The sequence below is a fragment of the Sphingobium olei genome (assembly GCF_042678845.1).
Classification (GTDB): domain Bacteria; phylum Pseudomonadota; class Alphaproteobacteria; order Sphingomonadales; family Sphingomonadaceae; genus Sphingobium; species Sphingobium olei.
Genome location: NZ_JBHTLS010000005.1, coordinates 144624 through 167607 on the forward strand (window position 1 = coordinate 144624; position 22984 = coordinate 167607).

The 22984-nt window shown below is 65.3% G+C and carries 23 protein-coding genes; 1 reads left to right on the forward strand and 22 read right to left on the reverse strand.

Annotated elements, in window-relative coordinates; genetic code table 11:
- Window positions 1–3: 3 nt before the first annotated feature.
- The 5 genes from ACFQ24_RS00750 to groES all read right to left on the reverse strand — a co-directional run bounded on the left by ACFQ24_RS00750 (window position 4) and on the right by groES (window position 5084).
- Complete coding sequence (locus ACFQ24_RS00750) at window positions 4–2043, reverse strand: putative bifunctional diguanylate cyclase/phosphodiesterase (RefSeq protein ID WP_380908370.1); 2040 nt, start codon at window positions 2041–2043, stop codon at window positions 4–6.
- 66 nt (window positions 2044–2109) lie between these two features.
- Window positions 2110–2502, reverse strand: coding sequence for a PilZ domain-containing protein (locus tag ACFQ24_RS00755; protein ID WP_380908372.1), 393 nt, complete (start codon window positions 2500–2502; stop codon window positions 2110–2112).
- Window positions 2499–2948, reverse strand: coding sequence for a DoxX family protein (locus ACFQ24_RS00760; RefSeq protein ID WP_380908374.1), 450 nt, complete (start codon window positions 2946–2948; stop codon window positions 2499–2501). The genes ACFQ24_RS00755 and ACFQ24_RS00760 overlap by 4 nt, the downstream gene beginning before the upstream one ends.
- 104 nt (window positions 2949–3052) lie before the next feature.
- Window positions 3053–4696, reverse strand: coding sequence for a chaperonin GroEL (groL, locus tag ACFQ24_RS00765; RefSeq protein WP_380908376.1), 1644 nt, complete (start codon window positions 4694–4696; stop codon window positions 3053–3055).
- 100 nt (window positions 4697–4796) lie between these two features.
- Window positions 4797–5084 (reverse strand): co-chaperone GroES, encoded by a 288-nt coding sequence (gene groES / locus ACFQ24_RS00770; protein ID WP_066767639.1) that lies wholly within the window; start codon window positions 5082–5084, stop codon window positions 4797–4799.
- 298 nt (window positions 5085–5382) lie between these two features.
- On the opposite strand from groES, the gene yghU reads away from it, so the two are divergent.
- Window positions 5383–6258 (forward strand): glutathione-dependent disulfide-bond oxidoreductase, encoded by an 876-nt coding sequence (yghU, locus tag ACFQ24_RS00775; RefSeq protein ID WP_380908378.1) that lies wholly within the window; start codon window positions 5383–5385, stop codon window positions 6256–6258.
- 22 nt (window positions 6259–6280) lie between these two features.
- On the opposite strand, the gene ligA is transcribed toward yghU, so the two are convergent.
- From ligA to ACFQ24_RS00860, 17 genes are all read right to left on the reverse strand, one after another.
- Window positions 6281–8392 carry an NAD-dependent DNA ligase LigA gene (gene ligA / locus ACFQ24_RS00780; RefSeq protein ID WP_380908380.1) on the reverse strand — a complete coding sequence of 704 codons (2112 nt, stop codon included), beginning with the start codon at window positions 8390–8392 and terminating at the stop codon, window positions 6281–6283.
- Window positions 8389–8580, reverse strand: a complete 192-nt coding sequence (locus ACFQ24_RS00785; protein ID WP_380908382.1) for a hypothetical protein — start codon at window positions 8578–8580, stop codon at window positions 8389–8391. Before ACFQ24_RS00785 ends, ligA begins: the two co-directional genes overlap by 4 nt.
- Before the next feature lie 48 nt (window positions 8581–8628).
- Window positions 8629–9003 carry a putative quinol monooxygenase gene (locus tag ACFQ24_RS00790; protein WP_380908384.1) on the reverse strand — a complete coding sequence of 125 codons (375 nt, stop codon included), beginning with the start codon at window positions 9001–9003 and terminating at the stop codon, window positions 8629–8631.
- A 28-nt stretch (window positions 9004–9031) separates the two neighbouring features.
- Entirely contained in the window at window positions 9032–10696 is a 1665-nt protein-coding gene (gene recN / locus ACFQ24_RS00795; protein WP_380908386.1) for a DNA repair protein RecN, read from the reverse strand.
- Between the two features lie 143 nt (window positions 10697–10839).
- A complete protein-coding gene (locus ACFQ24_RS00800; RefSeq protein WP_380908388.1) occupies window positions 10840–11640 on the reverse strand; it encodes an outer membrane protein assembly factor BamD in 801 nt (266 codons plus the stop codon).
- Between the two features lie 65 nt (window positions 11641–11705).
- Window positions 11706–12728: a sensor histidine kinase gene (locus ACFQ24_RS00805; protein WP_380908390.1), complete on the reverse strand. Its 1023-nt coding sequence runs from the start codon at window positions 12726–12728 to the stop codon at window positions 11706–11708.
- Between the two features lie 145 nt (window positions 12729–12873).
- Window positions 12874–15210: a polyribonucleotide nucleotidyltransferase gene (pnp, locus tag ACFQ24_RS00810; protein WP_380908392.1), complete on the reverse strand. Its 2337-nt coding sequence runs from the start codon at window positions 15208–15210 to the stop codon at window positions 12874–12876.
- Window positions 15211–15386: 176 nt separating this feature from the next.
- A complete protein-coding gene (gene rpsO / locus ACFQ24_RS00815; RefSeq protein WP_380908393.1) occupies window positions 15387–15656 on the reverse strand; it encodes a 30S ribosomal protein S15 in 270 nt (89 codons plus the stop codon).
- Window positions 15657–15673: 17 nt separating this feature from the next.
- The gene (gene truB, locus ACFQ24_RS00820; protein WP_380908395.1) at window positions 15674–16708 is read right to left on the reverse strand and encodes a tRNA pseudouridine(55) synthase TruB; all 1035 of its coding nucleotides are present in this window, start codon (window positions 16706–16708) and stop codon (window positions 15674–15676) included.
- Window positions 16709–16741: 33 nt separating this feature from the next.
- Entirely contained in the window at window positions 16742–17320 is a 579-nt protein-coding gene (locus ACFQ24_RS00825; protein ID WP_380908397.1) for a thymidine kinase, read from the reverse strand.
- Between the two features lie 10 nt (window positions 17321–17330).
- Complete coding sequence (locus ACFQ24_RS00830; protein ID WP_380908399.1) at window positions 17331–18227, reverse strand: alpha/beta hydrolase; 897 nt, start codon at window positions 18225–18227, stop codon at window positions 17331–17333.
- 64 nt (window positions 18228–18291) lie between these two features.
- Window positions 18292–18693, reverse strand: coding sequence for a 30S ribosome-binding factor RbfA (rbfA, locus tag ACFQ24_RS00835; protein WP_380908401.1), 402 nt, complete (start codon window positions 18691–18693; stop codon window positions 18292–18294).
- 2 nt (window positions 18694–18695) lie between these two features.
- Entirely contained in the window at window positions 18696–19073 is a 378-nt protein-coding gene (locus ACFQ24_RS00840; RefSeq protein ID WP_380908403.1) for a helix-turn-helix transcriptional regulator, read from the reverse strand.
- Complete coding sequence (locus tag ACFQ24_RS00845; protein ID WP_380908405.1) at window positions 19070–19321, reverse strand: type II toxin-antitoxin system RelE family toxin; 252 nt, start codon at window positions 19319–19321, stop codon at window positions 19070–19072. Before ACFQ24_RS00845 ends, ACFQ24_RS00840 begins: the two co-directional genes overlap by 4 nt.
- A 78-nt stretch (window positions 19322–19399) precedes the next feature.
- Window positions 19400–21955, reverse strand: coding sequence for a translation initiation factor IF-2 (infB, locus tag ACFQ24_RS00850; RefSeq protein WP_380908407.1), 2556 nt, complete (start codon window positions 21953–21955; stop codon window positions 19400–19402).
- 66 nt (window positions 21956–22021) lie between these two features.
- Entirely contained in the window at window positions 22022–22684 is a 663-nt protein-coding gene (locus ACFQ24_RS00855) for a DUF448 domain-containing protein (RefSeq protein WP_380908409.1), read from the reverse strand.
- Between the two features lie 63 nt (window positions 22685–22747).
- The gene (locus tag ACFQ24_RS00860) at window positions 22748–22984 is read right to left on the reverse strand and encodes a tautomerase family protein (RefSeq protein WP_380908411.1); all 237 of its coding nucleotides are present in this window, start codon (window positions 22982–22984) and stop codon (window positions 22748–22750) included.

The following is a 22984-nucleotide window of genomic DNA, read 5'->3' on the forward strand; positions in this document are numbered from 1 at the left end:
GCGTCAGCCGAAGCGGCGCGCCTGGATGAGCGTCGCCGCTTCGGCCTGGACATTGTGCCGTTCCTCCATCAGCGCGAGCAGCCGGTCCTGCGGTATGGGGCGGCTGAGGATGAAGCCCTGCAGGTTGGTGAAGCCGGCCTCTTGCGCATAGCGCAGCTGTTCCTCGGTCTCGATGCCTTCGGCCACGGTTTCGACGTACAGGGCGCGCGCCAGTTGGGAGACGGACTGAGCGATCACCCGATGGCGTGGATTGTCCGCGACGTCGCGCATGAAGCTCTGGTCGACCTTGATCGTGTCGAACTCGTGCGTGCGCAGCGAGCCGAGCGACGAATAGCCGGTGCCGAAATCGTCGAGCGCTAAACGCAAGCCGATCCGGCGCAATTCGTTGAGGATGAGGTGCGTGCGTCGGTCGTCCTCAAGGAAGATCGATTCGGTAACTTCCAGTTCAAGCCGCCGCGCCGCCAGGCCCGACGCCAGCAATGCGGAAATGACCGAGCGGGGTAACCCGTCGGCCTTGAGCAAAGCAGGGGAGATGTTGACGGCGAGCCGCACCGAGTCGGGCCATTGCATCGCGTCATGACAGGCCTTTCGCACCGCCCAATGCGTGATCGGTTCGATGAGCGCGGTGCTTTCCGCAATGGGGATGAATTCGCCCGGGGAAATCGGGCCGTGGACCGGATGGTTCCAGCGCATCAGCGCTTCGCACATCGCGATGCGTCCTGTCGCGCTGTCGAAGATCGGCTGATAATGCAGCTGGAGCTCGTCGTTCGCCAGAGCGGCACGCAGGCCGGTTTCCAGCTCGTAGGTGCGGTCTTGCTCCGCCCGCATACTCCAGTCGAAGGTGGTGAAGCGGTTGCGGCCGGCATGTTTGGACCGATAGAGCGCGAGGTCCGCATGCTGGAGCAGCTCGTCCCCGCCCTGCCCGTCTTCCGGCGCGACCGCGATGCCCATGGAGGCGGTGACGGTCAGCTGGTGGCTGCCGATCTCCATCGCGCCTTCGACCGCGCGCATGATGTCGGACGCGATCAGGCGCGCCTCGTCGCGATCCGCGTTCGGGCAGATGAGGACGAATTCGTCGCCGCCAAAGCGGGCGACATGGCCGCGCGGCCCCAGCACCACCTTCAGCCGCTCGGCCACGGCGCAAAGCAGCTGGTCGCCGATGATATGGCCCAGCGTGTCGTTGATTTCCTTGAACCGGTCGAGATCCATCCACAACACGGCCATCGGCGCGTCGTCGACGGTCCGGCGGTCGAAGAGGTCGCGCAGCCGCCGCTGCATCGCCATGCGGTTTTCGACGCCGGTCAGGCTGTCATAATGAGCGAGCCGTTCGAACTTGAGAGCGAGCTGCGACTTCTCATATTTGCCTTGATGGGCGTCGAGCACGATGCGGTGCGTGGTCCGCGTGATTTCCGCCATGGCGAAGATCATGAGGAAGCAAAGGATGCCAAGGATCACATAGCCAAGACCGCCGGCTACAATGAGGCCAAGCGCGGTCGGAAGGAGGGAGAAGCAGGTCTGCCCCACTGCGACCGGCACGCGGCCCGCATTCCGGCCCGAAATGCCGCCCGCATAGGAAGCAACCATGCCCACGGCCAGGACATGCAGCGTCGCGTCCTGCGTGAGCACAAGCGTCGCGAGCGATTGCAATCCGAGGAGCGCGGCGTAGATCCACGCGCCCAGTTCATAGGCGAGGCCCCAGATCGGACGGGCGGGCTTGTCCTGATGCGCGAGCGCGCGCTGGAAATAATAAGAGGATATAGACCGGCTGACGCCGACCAGCAGCACCAGGCAGGCGATGATGGTCATGGGAAGCGTCGCCGCCTGCCACGCGAGCACCGCGCTCAACGAACCGCCCGAGATCGCGCCGGCCAGCAGCGAGGCCGGCGAGGCGTAGAGCGCCTTCACAAGACCGTCGCGCACCTCCTCGCTTTGCTCGGAGAGCGGCGCGGCGCGCCGACGCAGAAGTCCTGCGGGCAGGAGGCGGAATGGTGGTGACACGTCTGCGGCATAATGCCGCCATAGCCTTTCCATTTGGTAAACCATTCCGAGCGCCCTGCAACGCGCCGGATGAAGCCCCCGCCGGTGCCGCCGGATGCAGGCGAAACAGGGTCAGCCCGGCTTCTTGCCCGGCCCGGTGGCCGCATCGACGCGGCCGAGATTCTTCATGCGCGACCAGAGATCGTCCGCCACCGGGACATTATTGGCGATGACTTCGGCGGGATCGACCGCTTCGGGAAAGCGGATGCCGCACACGCCGTCCAGCAGCCACATGATGCGCGCCTCCGCCTCGAACCGGCGAGCCTTGAGCATGATCCAGTCGCCGACCGCAAGCCCGCGATTGTCGTTGAGCATCGCGCCCCCGGCGGAAATGTCGCCGACGACGATGGGCCAGCTTTGTTCGCCCCGGATCAGTTCGGCCGAAAATTCGGTGGCGAACCGGGGATGACGACGCCGTTCGGGAAGGCCGGAACGATCTTGGCCGGAACGATCTTGGGCCGTCATCTGCGCACACTCCTCGATGCTTTCTGTCCGGTCCTGCGCACTGGCGAACTGTCGATGCCACGGAGCCGCACGCCGCCGGCAGCCAGCGCCCACCAGCAGATCAGCGGCTGGGCGAACAGGCGGGGAAAATGATAGAACCAGCCAAGACCCGTCCCCGTCGACAGATCCCTGACCGCATGGTTGATGTTCACCGGATAGACGCAAACGGCGTAGAGCGCCAGCATTACCCCGGCGAGCGCCCGCACGCGCGGAACGAACAGGCCGATGGCGCCCGCCAATTCCGCCATGCCCGTCAAGGCGATCACCAGAAAGGGCATCGGCACGCCGTGCGGCATCAGAGGCGCGAAAATGTCCGGCCGCCACAGGTGGAAGCCGCCCGCGACCAGAAAGACGGGCGCGATCGTGATCCGGGCGATGTCCGCGCCGTGAAGCCGCTGCACAAGCATCGCTTCTTATCCTCCCGGCACTGCCCATAGGCAAGCGGACGCGAAAAAAGGGCCGACGCATCGCTGCGCCGGCCCCGTTCTTATTCTGACGATAGTCGGCGGACTTAGAAGTCCATGCCGCCCATGCCGCCCATGCCGCCCGGCATCGCGGGAGCAGCCGACTTGTCTTCCGGCAGCTCGGCGATGGTGGCTTCGGTCGTGATCAGCAGACCGGCGACCGACGCGGCGTTCTGGAGCGCGGTGCGCACGACCTTGGTCGGGTCGATAACGCCGGCGGCGACCAGATTTTCGTAGGTGTCGGTCGACGCGTTGAAGCCGAACGAAGTGTCGGTCTGGTCGAGCAGCTTGCCCGAGACGACCGCGCCGTCATGGCCAGCGTTCGCCGCGATCTGACGCACCAGGGCGGTCAGCGACTTGCGGACGATGTCGATGCCGCGGGTCTGATCGTCGTTGACGCCGGTGACGCCTTCGAGAACCTTGGTCGCGTAGAGAAGGGCCGTGCCGCCACCGGGGACGATGCCTTCTTCAACAGCCGCGCGGGTTGCGTGCAGCGCGTCGTCGACGCGGTCCTTGCGCTCCTTCACCTCGACTTCGGTCGCACCGCCAACCTTGATGACGGCGACGCCGCCAGCCAGCTTGGCGAGACGCTCCTGGAGCTTCTCACGATCATAGTCGGACGTAGTAACTTCGATCTGCGCACGGATCTGCTCGGTGCGGCCCTTGATCGATTCGGCGTCGCCCGCGCCATCGACGATGGTGGTGTTGTCCTTGTCGATGGTGACGCGCTTGGCGGTGCCGAGCATGCCGAGCGTGACGTTTTCGAGCTTGATGCCGAGGTCTTCGCTGACGACTTCGCCCTTGGTGAGGACGGCGATGTCTTCCAGCATGGCCTTGCGACGGTCACCGAAGCCGGGCGCCTTGACGGCCGCGACCTTGAGGCCGCCGCGCAGCTTGTTGACGACCAGGGTCGCCAGCGCTTCGCCTTCGATGTCTTCCGCGATGATGAGCAGCGGACGGCCCGACTGCACGACCGCTTCCAGGATCGGCAGGATCGACTGAAGGTTGCTGAGCTTCTTCTCGTGGATCAGGATGTAGGGGTCAGCGAGTTCGACCTGCATCTTTTCCGGGTTGGTGATGAAGTAGGGCGACAGGTAGCCGCGGTCGAACTGCATGCCTTCCACGACGTCCAGCTCGAATTCGAGGCCCTTGGCTTCCTCGACGGTGATGACGCCTTCCTTGCCGACCTTTTCCATCGCTTCGGCGATCTTCTGACCGACTTCGACGTCGCCGTTGGCGGAGATGATGCCGACCTGGGCGACTTCGTTCGAGCCCGAAACAGGCTTCGAGCGCGACTTGATGTCTTCCACGACCTTGCCGACGGCGAGGTCGATGCCGCGCTTCAGGTCCATCGGGTTCATGCCGGCCGCGACCGACTTCATGCCTTCGCGCACGATCGCCTGGGCAAGAACAGTCGCGGTGGTGGTGCCGTCACCGGCGATGTCGTTGGTCTTCGAAGCGACTTCGCGGACCATCTGCGCGCCCATATTCTCGAACTTGTCCTTCAGTTCGATTTCCTTGGCGACGGAAACGCCGTCCTTGGTGATGCGGGGCGCGCCGAAGCTCTTGTCGATGACGACGTTGCGGCCCTTCGGCCCCAGGGTCACCTTGACCGCGTCGGCCAGGATGTCGACGCCGCGCAGGATGCGCTCACGAGCGTCACGCGAAAACTTTACGTCCTTCGCTGCCATGATCTTTACCTCTCTTGAGAATTGCGAAACTTGCGAAGTTCACACCGTTGCAGATGTTCGAAAATCGCGGAAAATAGGAAGTGACGTCCGGTTCGCAGCTTTACGCGACGATGCCCAAGATGTCCGATTCCTTCATGATGAGCAGGTCTTCGCCATCGACCTTCACCTCGGTGCCCGACCATTTGCCGAACAGGATGCGGTCGCCGGCCTTGACATCCAGCGGGGTCACCTTGCCATCTTCGGCCTTGCTGCCGGTGCCAACGGCGACGATTTCGCCTTCCTGCGGCTTTTCCTTGGCGGTGTCGGGGATGATGATGCCGCCAGCGGTCTTCTCTTCCGCTTCCACGCGGCGGACGAGAACACGGTCGTGCAACGGACGAAATGCCATGTTGAGTGCCTTTCCCTAGCTGTTTCGGGAGTGAATGAGCGGCCGGATCATCCCGCGCCGCCTGTCCTGCTCCCGATGAACTTTCCCTTGTTAGCACTCATTGAAGGAGAGTGCTAGCGGCGCGAATATGGCTGCGCAGGCGTGAGCGTCAAGATGGTTCTGTCACTTTTTTACGCCGCGCATCGCATCTGGCGAGCGCGGTGCGACGAAGCGGGCGAAGGGCCGGTCGCAACCCTTGTGCCGCCCTATCCCGCTTCCTACGTGCGCGCCATCGTTTCCCTGCTGAAAGGATCGTGCGTTGAGCGACACCCCCTATATTCCCCCTGCGGTCTGGACCTGGGACAAGGGCAGCGGCGGCGCGTTCGCAAACATCAACCGGCCGATCGCGGGGCCGACGCACGACAAGGCGCTTCCCGTGGGCAAGCATCCGCTCCAGCTTTATTCGCTCGCCACGCCCAACGGGCAGAAGGTCGGCATCCTGCTGGAGGAATTGCTGGCGGCGGGCGTGAGCCAAGCGGAATACGACGCCTGGCTGATCAAGATCGGCGATGGCGAGCAGTTTTCGAGCGGCTTCGTTGACATCAACCCCAACAGCAAGATCCCGGCGCTGGTCGACCATAGCGTGTCTCCCCCGCGTCGCGTGTTCGAATCGGGATCGATCCTGGTCTATCTGGCCGAGAAGTTCGGCAAGTTCCTGCCCGAGGATGGCCCGGCGCGCACGGAGACGCTGAATTGGCTGTTCTGGCAGATGGGGGCCGCGCCGATCCTGGGCGGCGGCTTCGGCCATTTCTTCGCCTACGCGCCCGAGAAATACGAATATCCGATCAACCGCTACGCGATGGAAGCGAAGCGGCAACTGGATGTGCTGGACCGGCATCTGGCGGATCACGAGTATATGGCGGGCGACGAGTATACGATCGCCGATATTGCGATCTGGCCCTGGTATGGTGGGGTCGTTCTGGGGCGGAGCTATCCGGGAGCCGATGTGTTTCTCGACGGGCCAAGTTACAAGAATCTCACGCGCTGGGCGCAGCAGATCGACGCACGGCCGGCGGTGAAACGCGGGCGGATCGTCAACAAGGCGAATGGACCGTTGGAAGAGCAGCTGCACGAGCGGCATGACGCCAGCGATTTCGACACGAAGACGCAGGACAAGCTGCAGGGGGCGGTCTAGCCCCTCTCCTCCGTGTGGGTTGTTACCCCGCCGCCTTGACGATCTCGGCCCAGGCGGCTTCGTCGATCACTTCGATGCCGAGCGCAGCGGCCTGCTTGAGCTTGCTGCCCGCGCCCGGCCCGGCGACGACCAGATCGGTCTTGGCGCTCACCGATCCAGCTGCCTTCGCGCCAAGGCGCTCCGCCTGCGCCTTCGCCTCGTCGCGGCTCATGGTTTCGAGCTTGCCGGTGAAGACGACCGTCTTCCCGGTGACGGCGCTGGCGGTGGTTTCGACGACATAGGGCGGCGGTGACACTTCCGAGAGGAGGTCGTCCCAGGCGGCTGCATTGTGCGGTTCGTGGAAGAAGTCGGCGAGCGCATGCCCGACCGCCGCGCCGACATTCTCGACGCCGATATGGTCGGCAATGGCCTTGTCGCGCTTGGGGATGCTGTCGAAAGGCTGGTTGCGCAGGGAGATGATCTCCTCCGCCAGCGTGCGGATCGCCAGGAGCGTGGCGTAGCGCTTGAGCAGGTCGCGCGCCGTCACCGCGCCGGTGTGCCGAATGCCGAGGCCGAAGAGCAGGCGGGCGGCGTCGGGCTGGCGCTTGGCCTCGATCGCAGCGAGGAGGTTGTCGACCGACTTCTCCTTCCACCCCTCGCGGCCGAGCAGGTCGGCGCGGTGCGCCTTGAGGCGGAAGATGTCGGCCGGTTCCGCGATCCAGCCGAGATCGAGAAATTCCTGGATGGTCTTTTCCCCCAGCCCTCCGATGTCGAGCGCGGCGCGGCTGACGAAATGACGCAGCCGCTCGAAGCGCTGGGCGGGGCAGATGAGGCCGCCGGTGCAGCGTATGTCCACCTCCCCTTCCTCGCGCACGGCTTCGGAGTGGCAGACCGGGCAATGGTCGGGAAAGAGGAAGGGATTGCGCGGTTCATCCCGCGTCAGGTTCTCGACGACCTGCGGGATGACGTCGCCGGCGCGCTGGACGACGATGCGGTCGCCGGGGCGGACGCCAAGGCGCGCGATCTCGTCGGCATTGTGGAGCGTGACGTTGGAGACGACGACCCCGCCCACCGTGACCGGGGTGAGCCGGCCTACGGGGGTGAGCTTGCCGGTGCGGCCGACCTGAATGTCGATGGCCTCCAGCGTTGTCTGCGCGCGTTCGGCGGGGAATTTGTGCGCGATGGCCCAGCGCGGGGCCTTGGCGACGAAGCCCAGGCGCTGCTGCCAGTCGAGCCGATCAACCTTGTAGACCACGCCGTCGATGTCAAAGGGCAGGTCGGCGCGGGCGGCTTCGATCGCGCGATAATGCGCGATGAGCGCTTCGAGGCTCTCCACGCGGGTGAGCATCTCGGAGACGGGGAGGCCCCAGCGTGCGATCGCCTGCATGACGCCCAGTTGCGTGTCGGCGGGCACGGCGCTGTGCGCGCCCCAGCCATGGGCAAGGAAGCGCAGCGGGCGGCTGGCGGTGACGGCGGCGTCCTTCTGCCGCAGCGATCCGGCGGCGGCGTTGCGCGGATTGGCGAACTGGCGTGCCTTTTCCGGGTCTTCGGCTTCGGCAAGGAGGCGGGCGTTCAAGGCGACGAAATCGGCCTTCGCCATATAGACCTCACCCCGTATTTCGAACAGGTCGGGCGCATTCGGACCAGCGAGCATGTCCGGGATGTCGGCGATGGTGCGGACGTTGGCAGTTACGTCCTCCCCCGTCGCGCCGTCCCCGCGCGTGGCGGCGAGGACGAGTTCGCCTTTTTCATAACGCAACGAACATGAAAGCCCGTCGATCTTCGGTTCGGCGGTGAGCGCAGCCGGCTCGGCGTCGGGGAGCGCGAGGAAGCGGCGGACGCGGGCGAGGAATTCGGCGATGTCCTCGTCCGAAAAGCCGTTGTCGAGGCTCATCATGCGGACGGCGTGGGGGACTTTTTTCAGCGTCGTGGTGGGGACCGCGCCGACCTGCGCGTTGGGCGAATCGGCGCGGATGAGGTGCGGGAAGGCGGCTTCGAGCGCGTTGTTCTCGCGGATCAGCGCGTCATAGTCCGCGTCGCTGATCTCCGGCGCGTCCTGATCGTGATAGAGGCGATTATGCCGCGCGACCTCCTTGGCCAGGCGCATCAGGCGGTTGGCGGCTTCGGCTTCGGTGAGGGTGGCGGGGTCGGTCATTTATTCAGGTGCTCAAACAAGGCGAGGAGGAAGAAGAATGTTACCAGTAATGCGCTGACGATCAGGTAGGCTATTAAAAGTGGTTTGAGAGGGCGGCGTTTCAGCATCCCTGCAAGGAAAAAGGGCAGGAACAGCACGCCCACCGTAACAGGGATCGAGAACAGGAACTGTGTCAACGTAAGTGGCATGAGTTACCTCCCTGATCCAAAAGCGTCGCTACCACCGCGCAAGGTGGATTATACCCCGGCTACCGGCCTCGTCTCGAAGCTGTGCGGGAAGCCGGCTATGATCGGGCGAGCCTTGGCTATAGCCGCGCGGACGGCGGGGAGTTTGAGGGACGCGGCGTGGCTGTCCTTGCTGTCCCACACTTCGGTGATCCAGATCGCGTCCGGATTGGACGTGTCGAGCGCGACCACATAGGAGAGGCAGCCGGGCATCGCACCGGTGGCTGCGGTCAGGATGGCGACGAGGTCGTCGCGTTTGCCCGGCGCGGCGAGCATCTGGCCGATGAGTCCGTAGCGGGGCTTCGCCTCCTGCGCGGCGGCGGGGATGGCGCTGGCGGCGAGCGTGGCGGCGGAGAGGCCGATTATGTCTCTACGGTTATGGGTCACTAACTGCTTTCCCGAACGGAGGTAGGAGTCAAACCCTCTCCAGCAAGCGTTCCGCCTGCGCCCTCGCCTCCGCCGTGATTTCCGCGCCGGAGAGCATCCGGGCGATTTCCTCGCGGCGTTCGGCGGCGTCAAGCGCGTGGACGCCGGTGCGCGTGACGGTGCCGTCGCTCGACTTGGCGATGAGGAGATGCCCCGCGCCGCGCGCCGCGACCTGCGGGCTGTGGGTGACGACCAGGATCTGGTTGCTTTCGGCGAGGCGGGAGAGGCGTTCGCCGATCGCGTCCGCGACCGCGCCGCCGACGCCCCGGTCGATCTCGTCGAAGATCAAAGTGTCCGCCCCGCCCCGCTCGGCCAGCGCGACCTTGAGCGCCAGGATGAAGCGGGACAGTTCGCCGCCGGATGCGATCTTCGCCAGCGGGGCGAAGGGCGCGCCGGGGTTGGTCGAGATTTCGAACTCGACCCGGTCCGTGCCCTGCGCGCTCCACTGGCCTTCGTCCAATGCGGCGACCACGGTGCGGAATCGGGCAGCGTCCAGCTTCAGCGGTGCGAGTTCGCCCGCGACGGCGGCGTCGAGGCGACCGGCGGCGAGTTGGCGCTCAGCGGACAGGGTCTGGGCAGCGGCTCGATAGGCGTCCGCCTTGACAGCGACATCCTTCTCCAGTGCGGCAAGATGCTCCTCCCCGCCTTCGATAGCGGCGAGCTTCGCCGCCATCTCGTCGCGCAGGGCGGCGAGGTCGTCGGGTGCGACCTGATGCTTGCGCGCGAGGCCGCGCAGGTCGAACAGCCGGGTTTCGATGGCGTCGAGCCGGGCGGGATCGAAGGACAGCGCCTCGGCCGCTTCGGCCAGGCGATCCTCCGCCTCGCCCGCTTCCACCACCGCCCTGTCGAGCGCTTCGAGCACGGCGGCGAGCGCCGCATCCTCCCCGGCGATGCGGTCGAGGCGGCGGGCAGCCTGCCGCAACTGGGCGAGGCCGCCGTCCGATCCGGTGAGGCAGTCGCTGACGGCGGCGAGATCGTCGGACAGGCGCGCGCCCTTCTGCATCGTGGCGCGTTCGGCGGCGAGTATCTCTTCCTCGCCGGGTTCGGGCGCGAATTTCGATAGTTCCTCGACCGCATGGGTCAGATAGTCGCGGTCGCGCGCGGCATTGTCCACGGTCGCGCGCGCATCGGCAAGGGTCGCCGCAGCGGCGCGCCAGGCCGCGTGGGCGGACGCCACCGCCGCCGCATCGCAGCGGCCATAGGCGTCCAGCAGCGCGCGGTGGCCGCGTGGGTTCAGCAGGCCGCGGTCGTCATGCTGGCCGTGGATTTCGACGAGCATCCCGCCAAGATCGCGCAGCAGCGCGGCGGAACAGGGCTGGTCGTTCACGAAGGCGCGGCTGCCGCCGTCTGCCTTCAATGTGCGGCGGATGAGCAGCGGCTCGCCCGGCTCCATCTCTATGCCATTGTCCGCGAGCAGGGCGGCGGCGCGGGTATTGCCGGCCGGCGGCTCGAAGGCGGCGACCACGCTCGCCTGCGTCTCTCCCGCGCGCACCAAGCCGCTGTCGGCGCGCGCGCCGAGCGCAAGGCCGAGGGAGTCGAGCAGGATCGACTTGCCAGCGCCAGTTTCGCCGGTGAGGACGGAGAGGCCAGCGCCGAACTCCAGGTCCAGCGCCTCGATCAGCACGACGTTGCGGATGGCGAGACTGGTCAGCAAACAAGCTACTCCCCCCTCCCTTCCAGGGAGGGGCCGGGGGTGGGTGCGCCGCCTTGGCAGCGCCTGCAATGGTGAGGCCGGACGCTCGCTTCGCTCGCGACCCACCCCTAGCCCCTCCCTAAGAGGGAGGGGAATAGTTTACGCTACGCCTTGCCGCCATGCCGCTCCATCAGCTTGTAGCTGCGCTCATACCATTCGGAACCCGGATAGTTGCGGCCCAGGACGGCGGCGGCCTTCTGTGCTTCGGCGGGGATGCCGAGCGAGAGATAGGATTCGACCAGACGCTCCAGCGCTTCCGGCGTGTGGGTGGTCGTCTGGTACTTGTCGACCACGGTGCGGAAGCGCAGCGTGGCGGCAAGCCATTGGCCGCGGCGCTGATAGAAGCGGCCGATCTCCATTTCCTTGCCGGCAAGGTGATCGTTGACGAGATCGACCTTCAGCCGGGCGTCGGCGGCGTAGCGGGTGTCGGGGTAGCGGCGGATCAGTTCGCCGAGCGCGTCCAGGGCTTGGCTTGTGATCTTCTGGTCCCGGGTGACGTCCGCGATCTGCTCATAATAGCAGAGCGCGATCAGATAATAGGCGTAGGGCGCGTCCTTGTTGCCGGTGTGGATCGACAGGAAGCGCTGCGCCGCCGAAATGGATTCGGCATAATCCTGGTTCATATAGTAGCTGAATGCCGACATGAGCTGCGCGCGGCGAGCCCAGGGCGAATAGGGATGCTGGCGCTCCACTTCGTCGAACAGCGCGGCGGCGAGCTTGTACTGGCCGCGATCCAGACGGTCCTTGCCGCTATTGTAAAGGGTCGACACGTCGCGGGCGACATATTGGGTGTCGGCCTTGTTCTTCGACGTCGCGCATCCCGAAAGGAGGGCTGCGAGCAGGATCGGTGCGGCAATAGCGGTGATGGGGGCCGCGCCGATGCGCGTCAGGGATTTCGTCAGCATGGGCGGGTCATAGCGGAGGGACGCGCGCCCGCCAAGCGGCAGAATGGCATGGCGCGGCGGAAGGTTCAGCGCGCCACGCGCGCCGGCAGGGTGAGCGTCGCCACCGCCCCCCGATCCGGCGCGGGCGTCAGGGTGAAACGGCCGCCAAGCTGGCTGGCGAGCGCCTGCGCGATGCGGAGTCCGAGAGAGGAATGCTCCCGGCCGATCTGGAAATCCGGGGCGACCCCCTCCCCGTCGTCGGCGATGCGCAGCGTCAATGCGTCTGCATCCTGATCGATCAGGATGCGGATCGTCCCGGCACGATGCGGCAGGCCATGCTCGATGGCGTTGCTGACCGATTCCGCGACGATCAACGCCAATGGCACGGTGACGTGCGAGTCCAGTTTGAGTCCGTCCGGCGCTTCGACGGCTACGGCGACGTCCTGCCGCCCGCTGGCGTCCAATATGTCCGCCGAGAGCGTCGAGAGGAAGGCGCGCATGTCCTGCCCCGCGCCAGACGGATCATAGAGCGCCCTGCTGATGCGACCGACGAGCGCGACGCGGGCGGACGCATCCTCCAGCGCGCGCCGGGCGATGTCATGGTCCAGATGGCGCTGTTGCAGGCTCAGCATCGCGGCGACGACCTGAAGATTGTTCGATACGCGATGCTGAAGCTCGTGAAACAGCAATTCGCGGTTTTCGGCCAGGACGCGATTGCGTTCGCGTTCCACCGCGAGGTTGTAATTGGCGCGCTGCATGAAGTGGATGAGGGTGATGTCGATGGTTACCACGCCGGTGTAGAAGAGCATCGCCACCGCCACCGCCGGGTTCAGGACCAGTTGGCCATGTGGCGGGATGAAGAAATACCACGACAGGAAGCCGCACAATAGCGCCGCGCATATTCCGGGCCTCACCCCGAACAGGAAGGAAGCGAGGATAACGGCGGGAAAGAAGGTGACGAAGGGATAGCCACTGGGCAGCAGCGGGCCGGCCGCCATCCGGAGGGCGAGCGCAATGACGCAAAAGGCGAAGGTGACGAGATAAGCGTAGGCTGGCCTATCCGGCACAAGCGGCAGACGCTCGACGAAACGCTCATTCACCCGCTGCATGCTGATCCCCGACCCTGGCACGCCAACGTAACAGAAAGTTTCGGATGCACATTGATCGAGATTAGATGGATGATCGCAGGCATGAAAAAGGGACGCAGGGTTGACCCATGCGCCCCAATTCCATCATCCATCGGGATGCCGCGTGTCAGTCCTGCGTCAGAAAATCGGGCAGGCCGGCGCTGGAGCCGTCGTCATCGCCGCCCCCATTGCCACGGCCGCCGCCGTCGCCGCGCGGGCCACGGTCACGACGCGGGCCGCGATCGCCACCACGACCGCCACGATCACCGCCGTCCCGGCGCGGGCCACGACCGCGATCGCCACGGCCTTCACCCCGGTCGCCGCGCGGCTCGCGCGGTTCGCGGGCGGGACGGGTGTCCTCCAGCTCCTCGCCGGTTTCCTGATCGACGACGCGCATCGACAGGCGCACCTTGCCGCGCGGGTCGATTTCGAGAACCTTGACCTTCACTTCCTGGCCTTCCGACACGACGTCGGTCGGCTTTTCGACGCGCTCGTTGCGCATCTCGGAAACGTGGACGAGCCCGTCCTTGCCACCCATGAAGTTCACGAAGGCGCCGAAATCGACGATGTTGACGACCTTGCCGGTGTAAATCTTGCCGACTTCCGCTTCCTCGACGATGCCGAGGATCCACTTCTTGGCGGCTTCGATCTGGGCGATGTCGGACGACGAAATCTTGATGATGCCCTCGTCGTCGATGTCGACCTTCGCGCCGGTTTCCGCGACGATTTCGCGGATGACCTTGCCACCGGTGCCGATGACGTCGCGGATCTTCGACTTGTCGATCTGGATCGTCTCGATGCGGGGAGCATGGGCTGACAGTTCGGTGCGGGTCGAGGACAGCGCCTTGCTCATTTCACCCAGGATATGGGCACGGCCTTCCTTTGCCTGACGCAGCGCGACCTCGAAGATTTCCTGCGTGATGCCGGCGACCTTGATGTCCATCTGCATGGTGGTGATGCCCGCTTCCGTGCCCGCCACCTTGAAGTCCATGTCGCCAAGATGATCCTCGTCGCCGAGGATGTCGCTGATGACTGCGAAATCCTTGCCTTCCAGGATCAGGCCCATGGCGATTCCCGACACCGGACGCTTCAAGGGAACGCCCGCGTCCATCATCGAGAGCGAGCCGCCGCAGACGGTCGCCATCGAGGAGGAGCCGTTGGACTCGGTGATGTCGGAGAGGACGCGGATCGTGTAGGGGAACTCGTCCTTGCTCGGCAGCACGGGGTGCAGCGCGCGCCACGCCAGCTTGCCATGCCCCACTTCGCGGCGGCCTGGCGCGCCGAAGCGGCCCACTTCACCGACCGAATAGGGCGGGAAGTTGTAGTGCAGCATGAAGTTTTCATAGTGCAGGCCGGTGAGGCCGTCGATCATCTGCTCGGCGTCCTTGGTGCCCAGCGTGGTCGTGCAGATCGCCTGCGTTTCACCGCGGGTGAACAGCGCCGAACCATGGGTGCGCGGCAGGAAGCCGACCATCGCCTCGATCGGGCGGATCTGCGTGGTGGTGCGGCCGTCGATGCGCTTGCCTTCCTTGAGGATGGCGGTGCGCACGATTTCGGCTTCCAGCTTCTTGGTGAGCTTGATGCCGGCCATCACCGTCTGGGCGTCGAGGCCCTCTTCCGCGAAATAGGCCTTCGCCTTGGCACGGGCTTCATTGAGGGCATTGGAACGTGCGGACTTGTCGGTCAGCTTGTAGGCCGAAGCGATGTCCTTGCCGATCAGCTTGGTGAGCTTCTTCTTGAGATCGCCCAGATCGTCGCCCTTGGCGATGTCCCAGGGATCCTTGGCAGCCTGCTCGGCGAGGTCGATGATCGCGTTGACGATCTTCTTCGACGCTTCGTGCGCGAAGAGGACGGCGCCCAGCATCACGTCTTCCGACAGTTCCTTGGCTTCGGATTCGACCATCATGACGGCATTGCCGGTCGCGGCGACGACGAGGTCGAGTTCGCCTTCCTTCACTTCGTCGAGCGAGGGATTGAGCTGATATTCGCCGTCCTTGTAGCCAACGCGCGCCGCGCCGATGGGGCCAAGGAAGGGCACGCCCGACAGTGTCAGCGCGGCCGAGGCGGCGATCATCGCGACGATGTCAGGCTCGCTTTCGCCGTCAAAGCTCAGAACCTGGGCGATGACGTTGATTTCGTTGTAGAAACCTTCGGGGAAGAGCGGGCGGACCGGGCGGTCGATCAGGCGGGAAACCAGCGTTTCTTTTTCCGTCGCACCGCGCTCGCGCTTGAAAAAGCCGCCGGGGATGCGGCCGGCAGCCGAATATTTTTCCTGATAGTGGACGGTCAGCGGGAAGAAGTCCTGGCCTTCCTTCACCGACTTGGCGGCGGTCACGGCGCACAGCACCACCGTCTCGCCATAGGTCGCCAGCACGGCGGCGTCGGCCTGACGCGCAATGCGACCGGTCTCGAGAGTCAGGGTCTTGCCTGCCAGCTCGATCGAAACTTTCTTTACATCAAACATGCTTTTTCCTTCGCCCGCCATGGCCCTATTGCCCGGCGGGGCCTCATCTGCGGACTAAACCGGCCCGCTGCGGTTTTGGAGCATCGTATGGCCCCTTGGACGGAACGGGTCGCCGGATTGCGCCCGTCCCGGAATCGGAAACGGCCCCGTCGGGGGCCGTTCCTTCTGTAGCAGACTTACTTGCGCAGGCCCAGCTTGGAGATGAGGTCGCTGTAGCGGCCCTCGTCCTTCTTCTTGAGATAGTCCAGCAGCGAACGGCGCTTGTTGACCAGCATCAGCAGGCCGCGACGGCTGTGGTTATCCTTGTGATGACCTTTGAAATGCTCGGTCAGGTTGGAGATGCGTTCCGACAGGATCGCAACCTGGACTTCCGGCGAACCGGTGTCGCCTTCGGCGCGGGCATGTTCCTTGATCAGCGCTTCCTTGCGCTCTGCAGTGATCGACATCGGGCTTCCTTTCATGTCTAGAGATTGAAGCCGCGCACCACCCGGATTTCCGGGCCACTGGACTCCACCAGCGCGACGGGCGTTTCGCCCAACATCGCCAGCAGGAGACCGGTGTGCGGTTTCCCGATCAGCACCTTCCCCTGGCGGAGAGCGAGCGCTTCATCGGGATTGACGGGCAGAGCCGGGATGTCGTCCAGCCCCGCCGTCAACGGCAGCATCACGCCACCGAGGTCGCCGCCCCTAGCAGCTTCGTCCAATTTGTCCAGCGAAATCGCCGATTGCAGGGTGAACGGCCCGGCCTTCAGGCGGCGCAGCATCGTGACATGCCCGACCGTGCCGAGCGCCAGAGCGATGTCGCGGGCGAGAGAGCGGATATAGGTGCCCTTCGAGACATGGGCGGTGAGGGTGATGCTGCCCACCTGCCCTCCCCCTTGGGGGGGAGGATATGGAGGCTTGGCAGCTTGCAGCCTAGCCGAAATTGGAGAGGGGGATCGCACATCTTCCCCCTCTCCAGGCTGTGCTAGCGCGCTTCGCGAGCAAGCTTCGCCATCCTCCCCCCCAAGGGGGAGGGAAAGAGACAGAGAATGCACCGTCACCGCCCTCGTCTTCATCTCCATTTCCTCCCCCTTGCGGGCGAGGTCGTAGGCGCGCTGGCCGTCGATCAGGATCGCGCTGTAGGCCGGCGGGGCTTGTTCGATGAGGCCAGTGAAGCGCGGCAGGATCGCCTCGACCTCCGCCAGCGTCGGGCGACGCTCGCTCTGCGCGATCACCCTGCCTTCCAAGTCGAGCGTGTCGGTCTGTTCACCGAAGCGGATCGTGAAGTCGTAGATTTTGTCGCCGTCGAGCATCCGCCCAGCGAGCTTGGTCGCTTCGCCCACCGCGATCGGCAGCACGCCCGTCGCCAGCGGATCAAGCGTGCCGCCGTGTCCCACCTTCCATTTTTCCATGCCGCCGGTCACGTCCCTCTGGATGCGCAGCGCGCGCTTGACCGCGTTCACCGCCTGGGTGGAGCCAAGGCCCAAGGGTTTGTCGAGAATGATCCAGCCATGCATGGCGGCGGGGCTTAGACGGACGGGCGGCGGCTGTCAGCCCTGCATCTGTTCGACGAAGTGGCGGCGGCAGAGCGCGACATAGCGATCGTTGCCGCCGATTTCCGTCTGCGCGCCCTGGCGGATCGCCCTGCCCTGCCCGTCCACGCGCAGGTTCATCGTCGCCTTGCGCCCGCAGTCGCACACGGTCTTGATCTCGCTCAGCACGTCGGCCAGCCCGAGCAAATGGGCGCTGCCGGGAAAGAGTTCGCCTTGGAAATCGGTGCGCAGGCCATAGCAAAGGACGGGAATGCCGAGGCGGTCGGCGACGGCGGCCAGTTGCCATACCTGATCGCGGGTGAGGAACTGTGCTTCGTCCAGCAGCACGCAGGACAGCGGCGTGTCGCCATGGCGGGCCGCGATGGCGGCAAAGATGTCGACTGCCGGATCGAACAGATGCGCCTGCGCCTCCAGCCCGATGCGGGAAACGATGCGCCCGCGCCCGAACCGGTCGTCCACCGCCGCGGTCCACAGCATCGTCTCCATGCCGCGCTCCCGATAGTTGAAGTCGGATTGCAGCAGCGTCGTGGATTTGCCCGCATTCATCGAGTTGTAGTAGAAATAGAGCTTGGCCATCGCGCGGCCCTTAGCGAATTGTGGGCGCGACGCTAGCGAGGAAACGGACGAGCGCGTCGGCCAGCGCGATCCGCTTGTCGGAGAAGCTGTGATCGGTCGGCCAGATGCTGAGCCGCGCATTGGGGTTTGCGCCCTGCGCATCGGCGGCGGCCCGGCGCGCCTGATCGCCGATGCCGCGTTCCGCGCCGACGATGGTGAGCGGACGGCGGCCATATCCGGCGAGACGGCGGCCGAGGTCGAACTTCGCGCTGTCTTCCTTGATCTCGGCAGTCAGGCTGTCATAGGTCGCGCCGGCGAGCGGCGGCAGGTCGCCCTCTACTTCCGCTTTCCAAGCCGCCTCCCCCTGGGGCGTGGCAAGCGCGGCGGCCGTCTGCGACGGATCCCAGGGGTCGATCAGGAACAGGCCGGCGACGCGCGGCTCGGCCGCAGCGGCGTCGGCCGCCATGAAACCGCCCATGCTGTGCCCGGCGACGACGATTGCGCTGGTGTCGATGCGGAATTTCGCGATGGTGGCGGGCTGCTGGAGAAACTGGAGCGCGGCGAAGGCGTCTTCGGACGCATTGCCGAAGGAGAAGCGGCCGGGGCTGCCCCAGCTGCCGCGATAATGAAGGGTGAGCACGTTCCACCCGGCGCGGCGGGCGGCCTGCGCCAGATCGAGATTCTGCTCATTGCCCGGAAAGCCGTGCAGCAACAGCAGCGTGGGATGCGTGCCGCTGCCGGAAGCGGTATACATGACGGCGTTCATTGCCCCGTCCTGCGCGGGAATCACGAAGGCGCTCATGCCGGCGGGATAGGCCGCATCGGGCGGCGGGTCGGCAATGACGGCGGACAGCGCCGCAGGCTCTTTGGCATAAGCGGCGGAGGGCGCCAGCAACAGGGCGGCCGCGATCCATCCGATAGTCTTCATGTGCGCCGCACCTCCCGTTTCGATCAGTGGGGACTCGTAGCGCGGCTGCGCGCCGGGGCGAAGATTATTCTTCCCCGTCCTCCTCAGACGATAAATCGCGCGCGACCTTGGGATCGCGGAGCAGCTGGTCGATATGGCTGCCTTCGTCGAAGCTCTCGTCGGCAAGGAATTTGAGCTTGGCCGCATATTTGAGGCGGATGCGGGTCGCGACCTCGCGTTGGAGATAGGCGGTGTTGGTGCGCAGCGCTTTCAGCACCGCTTCCTCATCCTGCCCCAGCAGCGACTTTATGAACACGGTCGCGTGACGCAAGTCGGGCGACATGCGCACTTCCGTGACGCTCACGACATGGCTGGCAAGCACATCGTCATGCACGTCGCCGCGCTGAAGAATGTCGGACAGGACATGGCGCACCTGCTCGCCCACGCGGAGCAGGCGGACGGAGGGGCCTTCGGGTTGGTTGGACATTGTCAGTTTTCCAAAGGCATGATGTCATCGAGATCGACTGAAAGAGCAGCGGCGAGCCTGCGCCATAATTGTGCGCTTGCCTGTCGACGTCCGGTCTCGACCATGCTCAAATGTTCGGAGGTACAGCCGACCTGACCTCCCAGAACGCCTTGGGTCAACCCACGATAGTTGCGCCAGACGCGAAGCGCATTTTCGCCAGCCAAGATGCGATCCAAAATCTCGGAGGGAATATACTCCTCTCCTTCTCGCGCACGCCGTTCCGCTTCAATCGAAGCGTGAACATCCGCCTTGTCCTCGGCAATATCCACAAGCCGTTGATAATCATCCATCGGCAGCATGGCGATCTTCTGCCCGGCGATTTCAACTATCTGAACGGTCATGGGTTCACCTCATAGGCCGATCCGCGCGGCGCTATATCATCTATCCAGAGGATATCCTGATCGATGCGGAAGATGACGCGCCAGTCCTGCACCCGCAATCGATATTCGGGACGCCCTTGCAAGCGCTTCACATTGACATCCAGCGAAGCCGGGTCATTCGCCAGCTCGTCAATCTTCTGACGGATGAGCGTCCGCTTGTTCGATCGTAGCAGCGCCTTCATCGCTGTCTTCGAGAAGCGGATATCCACCGTGGCAAGCTATACTCACTACAAAATTCGGTCAAGGAATTTAGCCTTTAGCTAAATTCCTTGACCGAATTTTGTAACTTACAGTGTGCGCTGGCGTTCCTCGACTTCGAACAGCTCGAGCGTGTCGCCGACCTTGATGTCGTTCGTGTCCTGCAGCACCGCGCCGCACTCCATGCCCGCACGGACTTCGGAGACGTCGTCCTTGAAGCGACGGAGCGAAGCGATGTTGGTGCGCGACACGATGACATCGTCGCGGGTGAGGCGCGCGGCCAGGCCCTTGCGGATGATGCCGTCCATGACGAGCAGACCGGCTGCCTTGTCCTTCTTGCCGGCCGGGAACACCTGAAGCACTTCGGCGCGGCCGACGACCGTTTCGATGCGCTCTGGCGCCAGCTGGCCCGCCATTTCGCCGCGCACTTCCTCAAGGAGGTCGTAGATCACGTCATAGTAACGCAGCGACACCTTCTCGCGCTCGGCAAGCTGGCGCGCCTTGGCATTGGGGCGCACGTTGAAGCCGATCAGCGGCGCGCGGCTGGCAGCGGCCAGCGTGACGTCGCTTTCGGTGATCGCGCCGACGCCGGAATGGAGGATGCGCACCTTGATCTCGTCCGTCGAGATGCGGTTCAAGGACGACACGATCGCTTCGACCGAACCCTGCACGTCGCCCTTCACCACCACCGGATATTCGATGACCGTGGTGTTGAGCGCCGAGAACATATGTTCGAAGCTGGTGGGTGCAGCGGTCGTGCGCTTCTTGGTCGCCTGTTCCTGACGGTAGGCGGCGACTTCGCGGGCGCGTGCTTCGTTCTCGACGACGGTGAGCTGGTCGCCCGCCATCGGCACGCCGGAAAGACCCAGCACCTCGACCGGAGTCGAGGGGCCGGCGACCTTCACCTGCTGGCCCTTGTCGTTGATCATCGCGCGCACCTTGCCGCTTTCCGATCCGATGACGAAGGTGTCGCCGATCTTGAGCGTGCCCTTGCGCACCAGCACGGTCGCGACCGCGCCACGGCCCTTGTCGAGTTGCGCCTCGACCACATTGCCTTCGGCGGGGCGGTCGGGATTGGCGGTGAGTTCGAGCAGTTCGGCCTGGAGCAGGATCTTCTCCAGCAGCTCGTCGAGCCCAGTGCGCTTGAGGGCAGAGACTTCCACGTCCTGCACGTCGCCGCCCATGTCCTCGACCACGATTTCCTCGCTCAGCAGGCGCTCGCGCACCTTCTGCGGATTGGCTTCGGGCTTGTCGACCTTGTTGATCGCCACGATCATCGGCACGCCGGCCGCCTTGGTATGGTTGATCGCCTCGATCGTCTGCGGCATCAGCCCGTCGTCGGCCGCCACCACCAGGATGACGATGTCGGTGACGTTCGCGCCGCGTGCGCGCATCTCCGAGAAAGCCTCGTGGCCCGGCGTGTCGAGGAAGGTGACGAGATCGCCGCCCTTCGTCTTGATCTGATAAGCGCCGATATGCTGGGTGATGCCGCCGCTTTCGCCCGACACCACATTGGTGCCGCGCAGCGCGTCGAGCAGCGAGGTTTTGCCATGATCGACGTGGCCCATGATCGTCACCACCGGGGGACGCGGCTGCAGCGTTTCGGGCGCATCGACCTCGCCTTCCATGCCGATTTCGACGTCGGCGTCGGACACGCGCTGGATGCGGTGGCCGAATTCCTCGACCAGCAGTTCCGCCGTATCCTGATCGATCGGCTGGTTCAGCGTGACGGCGGTGCCCATCTTGAACAGGGCCTTGACCAGATCCGCGCCCTTTTCGGCCATGCGGTTGGCAAGTTCCTGCACCGTGATGCTTTCAGGCACTACGACATCGCGAACCTGCTTTTCGCGCTGTTGCGCGCCGCCCGAATAATGAGCGCGCTTTTCCTTTTCGCGGGCACGCTTCAGCGCGGCGAGGCTGCGGGCGCGGGCGCTGTCGTCATCCGCGAGCGCGCGGGTGACGGTGAGCTTGCCGGCCTGGCGGCGATTATCGTCTCCGCGCTTGGCCCGCTCGGGCTTGGCGGGTTCGGGGCGCTTGACCGGCGTGACCGGGGTGAAGCGGCGCGGCGGCGGCGCGGCGGCCGCAACCGGAGCGGCGGGCGCTTCTTCGCGGGTTTCGTCGGCGGCAGGCGCAGCCGGTTCCTCGACCGCAGCCGGCGCGGGGGCCGCTTCGGGCGCGGCCGGTGCAGGCGCCGCGTCGGCAGCGAGGCGGTTTTCCTCAGCGCGACGCTTTTCCTCTTCGCTCGCGGCCTGGCGCGCGGCGTCCTCACGGCGGCGCGCATCCTCCAGCGCGGCCATGCGGGCTTCCTCTGCCTCGCGCAGCAGCTTGGCCTGCAATTCCTGACGCGACATCAGGCTTTGCGGCGCGGCCGGACGGGCGGGCGCGGCCGGCTGCGGCGCGCGCTGCTGCGGCGCGGGCGCGGCAGGACGCGACGCGGGCGTCGGATCGGGCTGGGGCGCAGTCGCAGGAGCAGCACCGGCCGTCTCGCCAGGCTTGCCCAGAACGCGGCGCCGCTTCACCTCAACCACGACCGTATTCTTGCGGCCATGGCTGAACTGCTGCTGCACCTGGCCGGATTCCACGGTCCGCTTGATGCCCAGCGGCTTGCGGCCCAGAACCGGCTTGTCTTCCTTGCTGTCACTCATACGACTGAACTATACCCTTCAAACATGCATCCGACCGGAAAGGCCCGTCGGCGCCCAATATGATGCCTAGCCGCTGACGCCCGGCGCATCGGCGGAGTCATGCCCCACACGCGCAGGCGCCCCGTTAGCGCAACCCAGATAGCTTTCCAAGCGGCCTATGGCCGCGCGCAGGCGCGAGGCCGCGCGCGAGTCGATCACCGCGATGTGGACGACATTATCCCGCCCCATTGCCATAGATAGGGCGTTTCGGTCCACAGGCAAGGTTATCCCCGCCAAATCCGTGCCCTCCGCCTCCTGTCCGACGCGCAATGCCTGGTCGAGCTTGCGGTTGCCATCGGCCGCGGCGTCGCTGGCGTGGAGCAGCAGGTGGACCTGCCCCTTGCGGCAGGCGACGTCGATCTTTTCCGACCCCGTCAGGGCCATGGAGGCGCGCGCCTCCAGCCCCAGCCGGTCAAGCAGCGCGCGACGCAGCCCATCCTCGATCATTGCCGGCAGATCGTCGGGAATGGAAAGCTCGTTGGCCTTGAACGCGCGGGCGAGCGCGCCCTTGAGCTTGCCCTTCGCCAATGCGGCTTCCAGTTCGGCGCGCGTGACGCCGATCCATGCACCCCGTCCCGGCGCCTTGGCGCGGATGTCGGGCAGCACCTGACCTTCCGGCCCGACTGCGAGGCGGATCAGCGTGTCGGGATCGGCGCGGTCACCGGTCAATATGCATTTGCGTTCGGTCATGCGCGCGCCTCCGCCAGAGCGGATGGAAAGGCAAGTCCAACGCTGCGAGGAGCGGCTATTCTCTCATCGGGGAGTGTCCGCAGCATGGGCGTCCTCCCTTGGTTGAGACGTCGGGGCGCGGTCGGCGAGCAATTGCCCGCCGGCCGCGTAATTTTCGGTGGAGATTTCGGAGATGACGATCTGAACGGCAGCCGCCGGCTTGCCCAGCCGCTCCACGAGCGACCCGGTCACGTCAGCAACGATCGCGGCCTTCTGCTCGCGAGTGGCGCTGCCCGCCAGGCGGATGTCGACGAAAGGCAT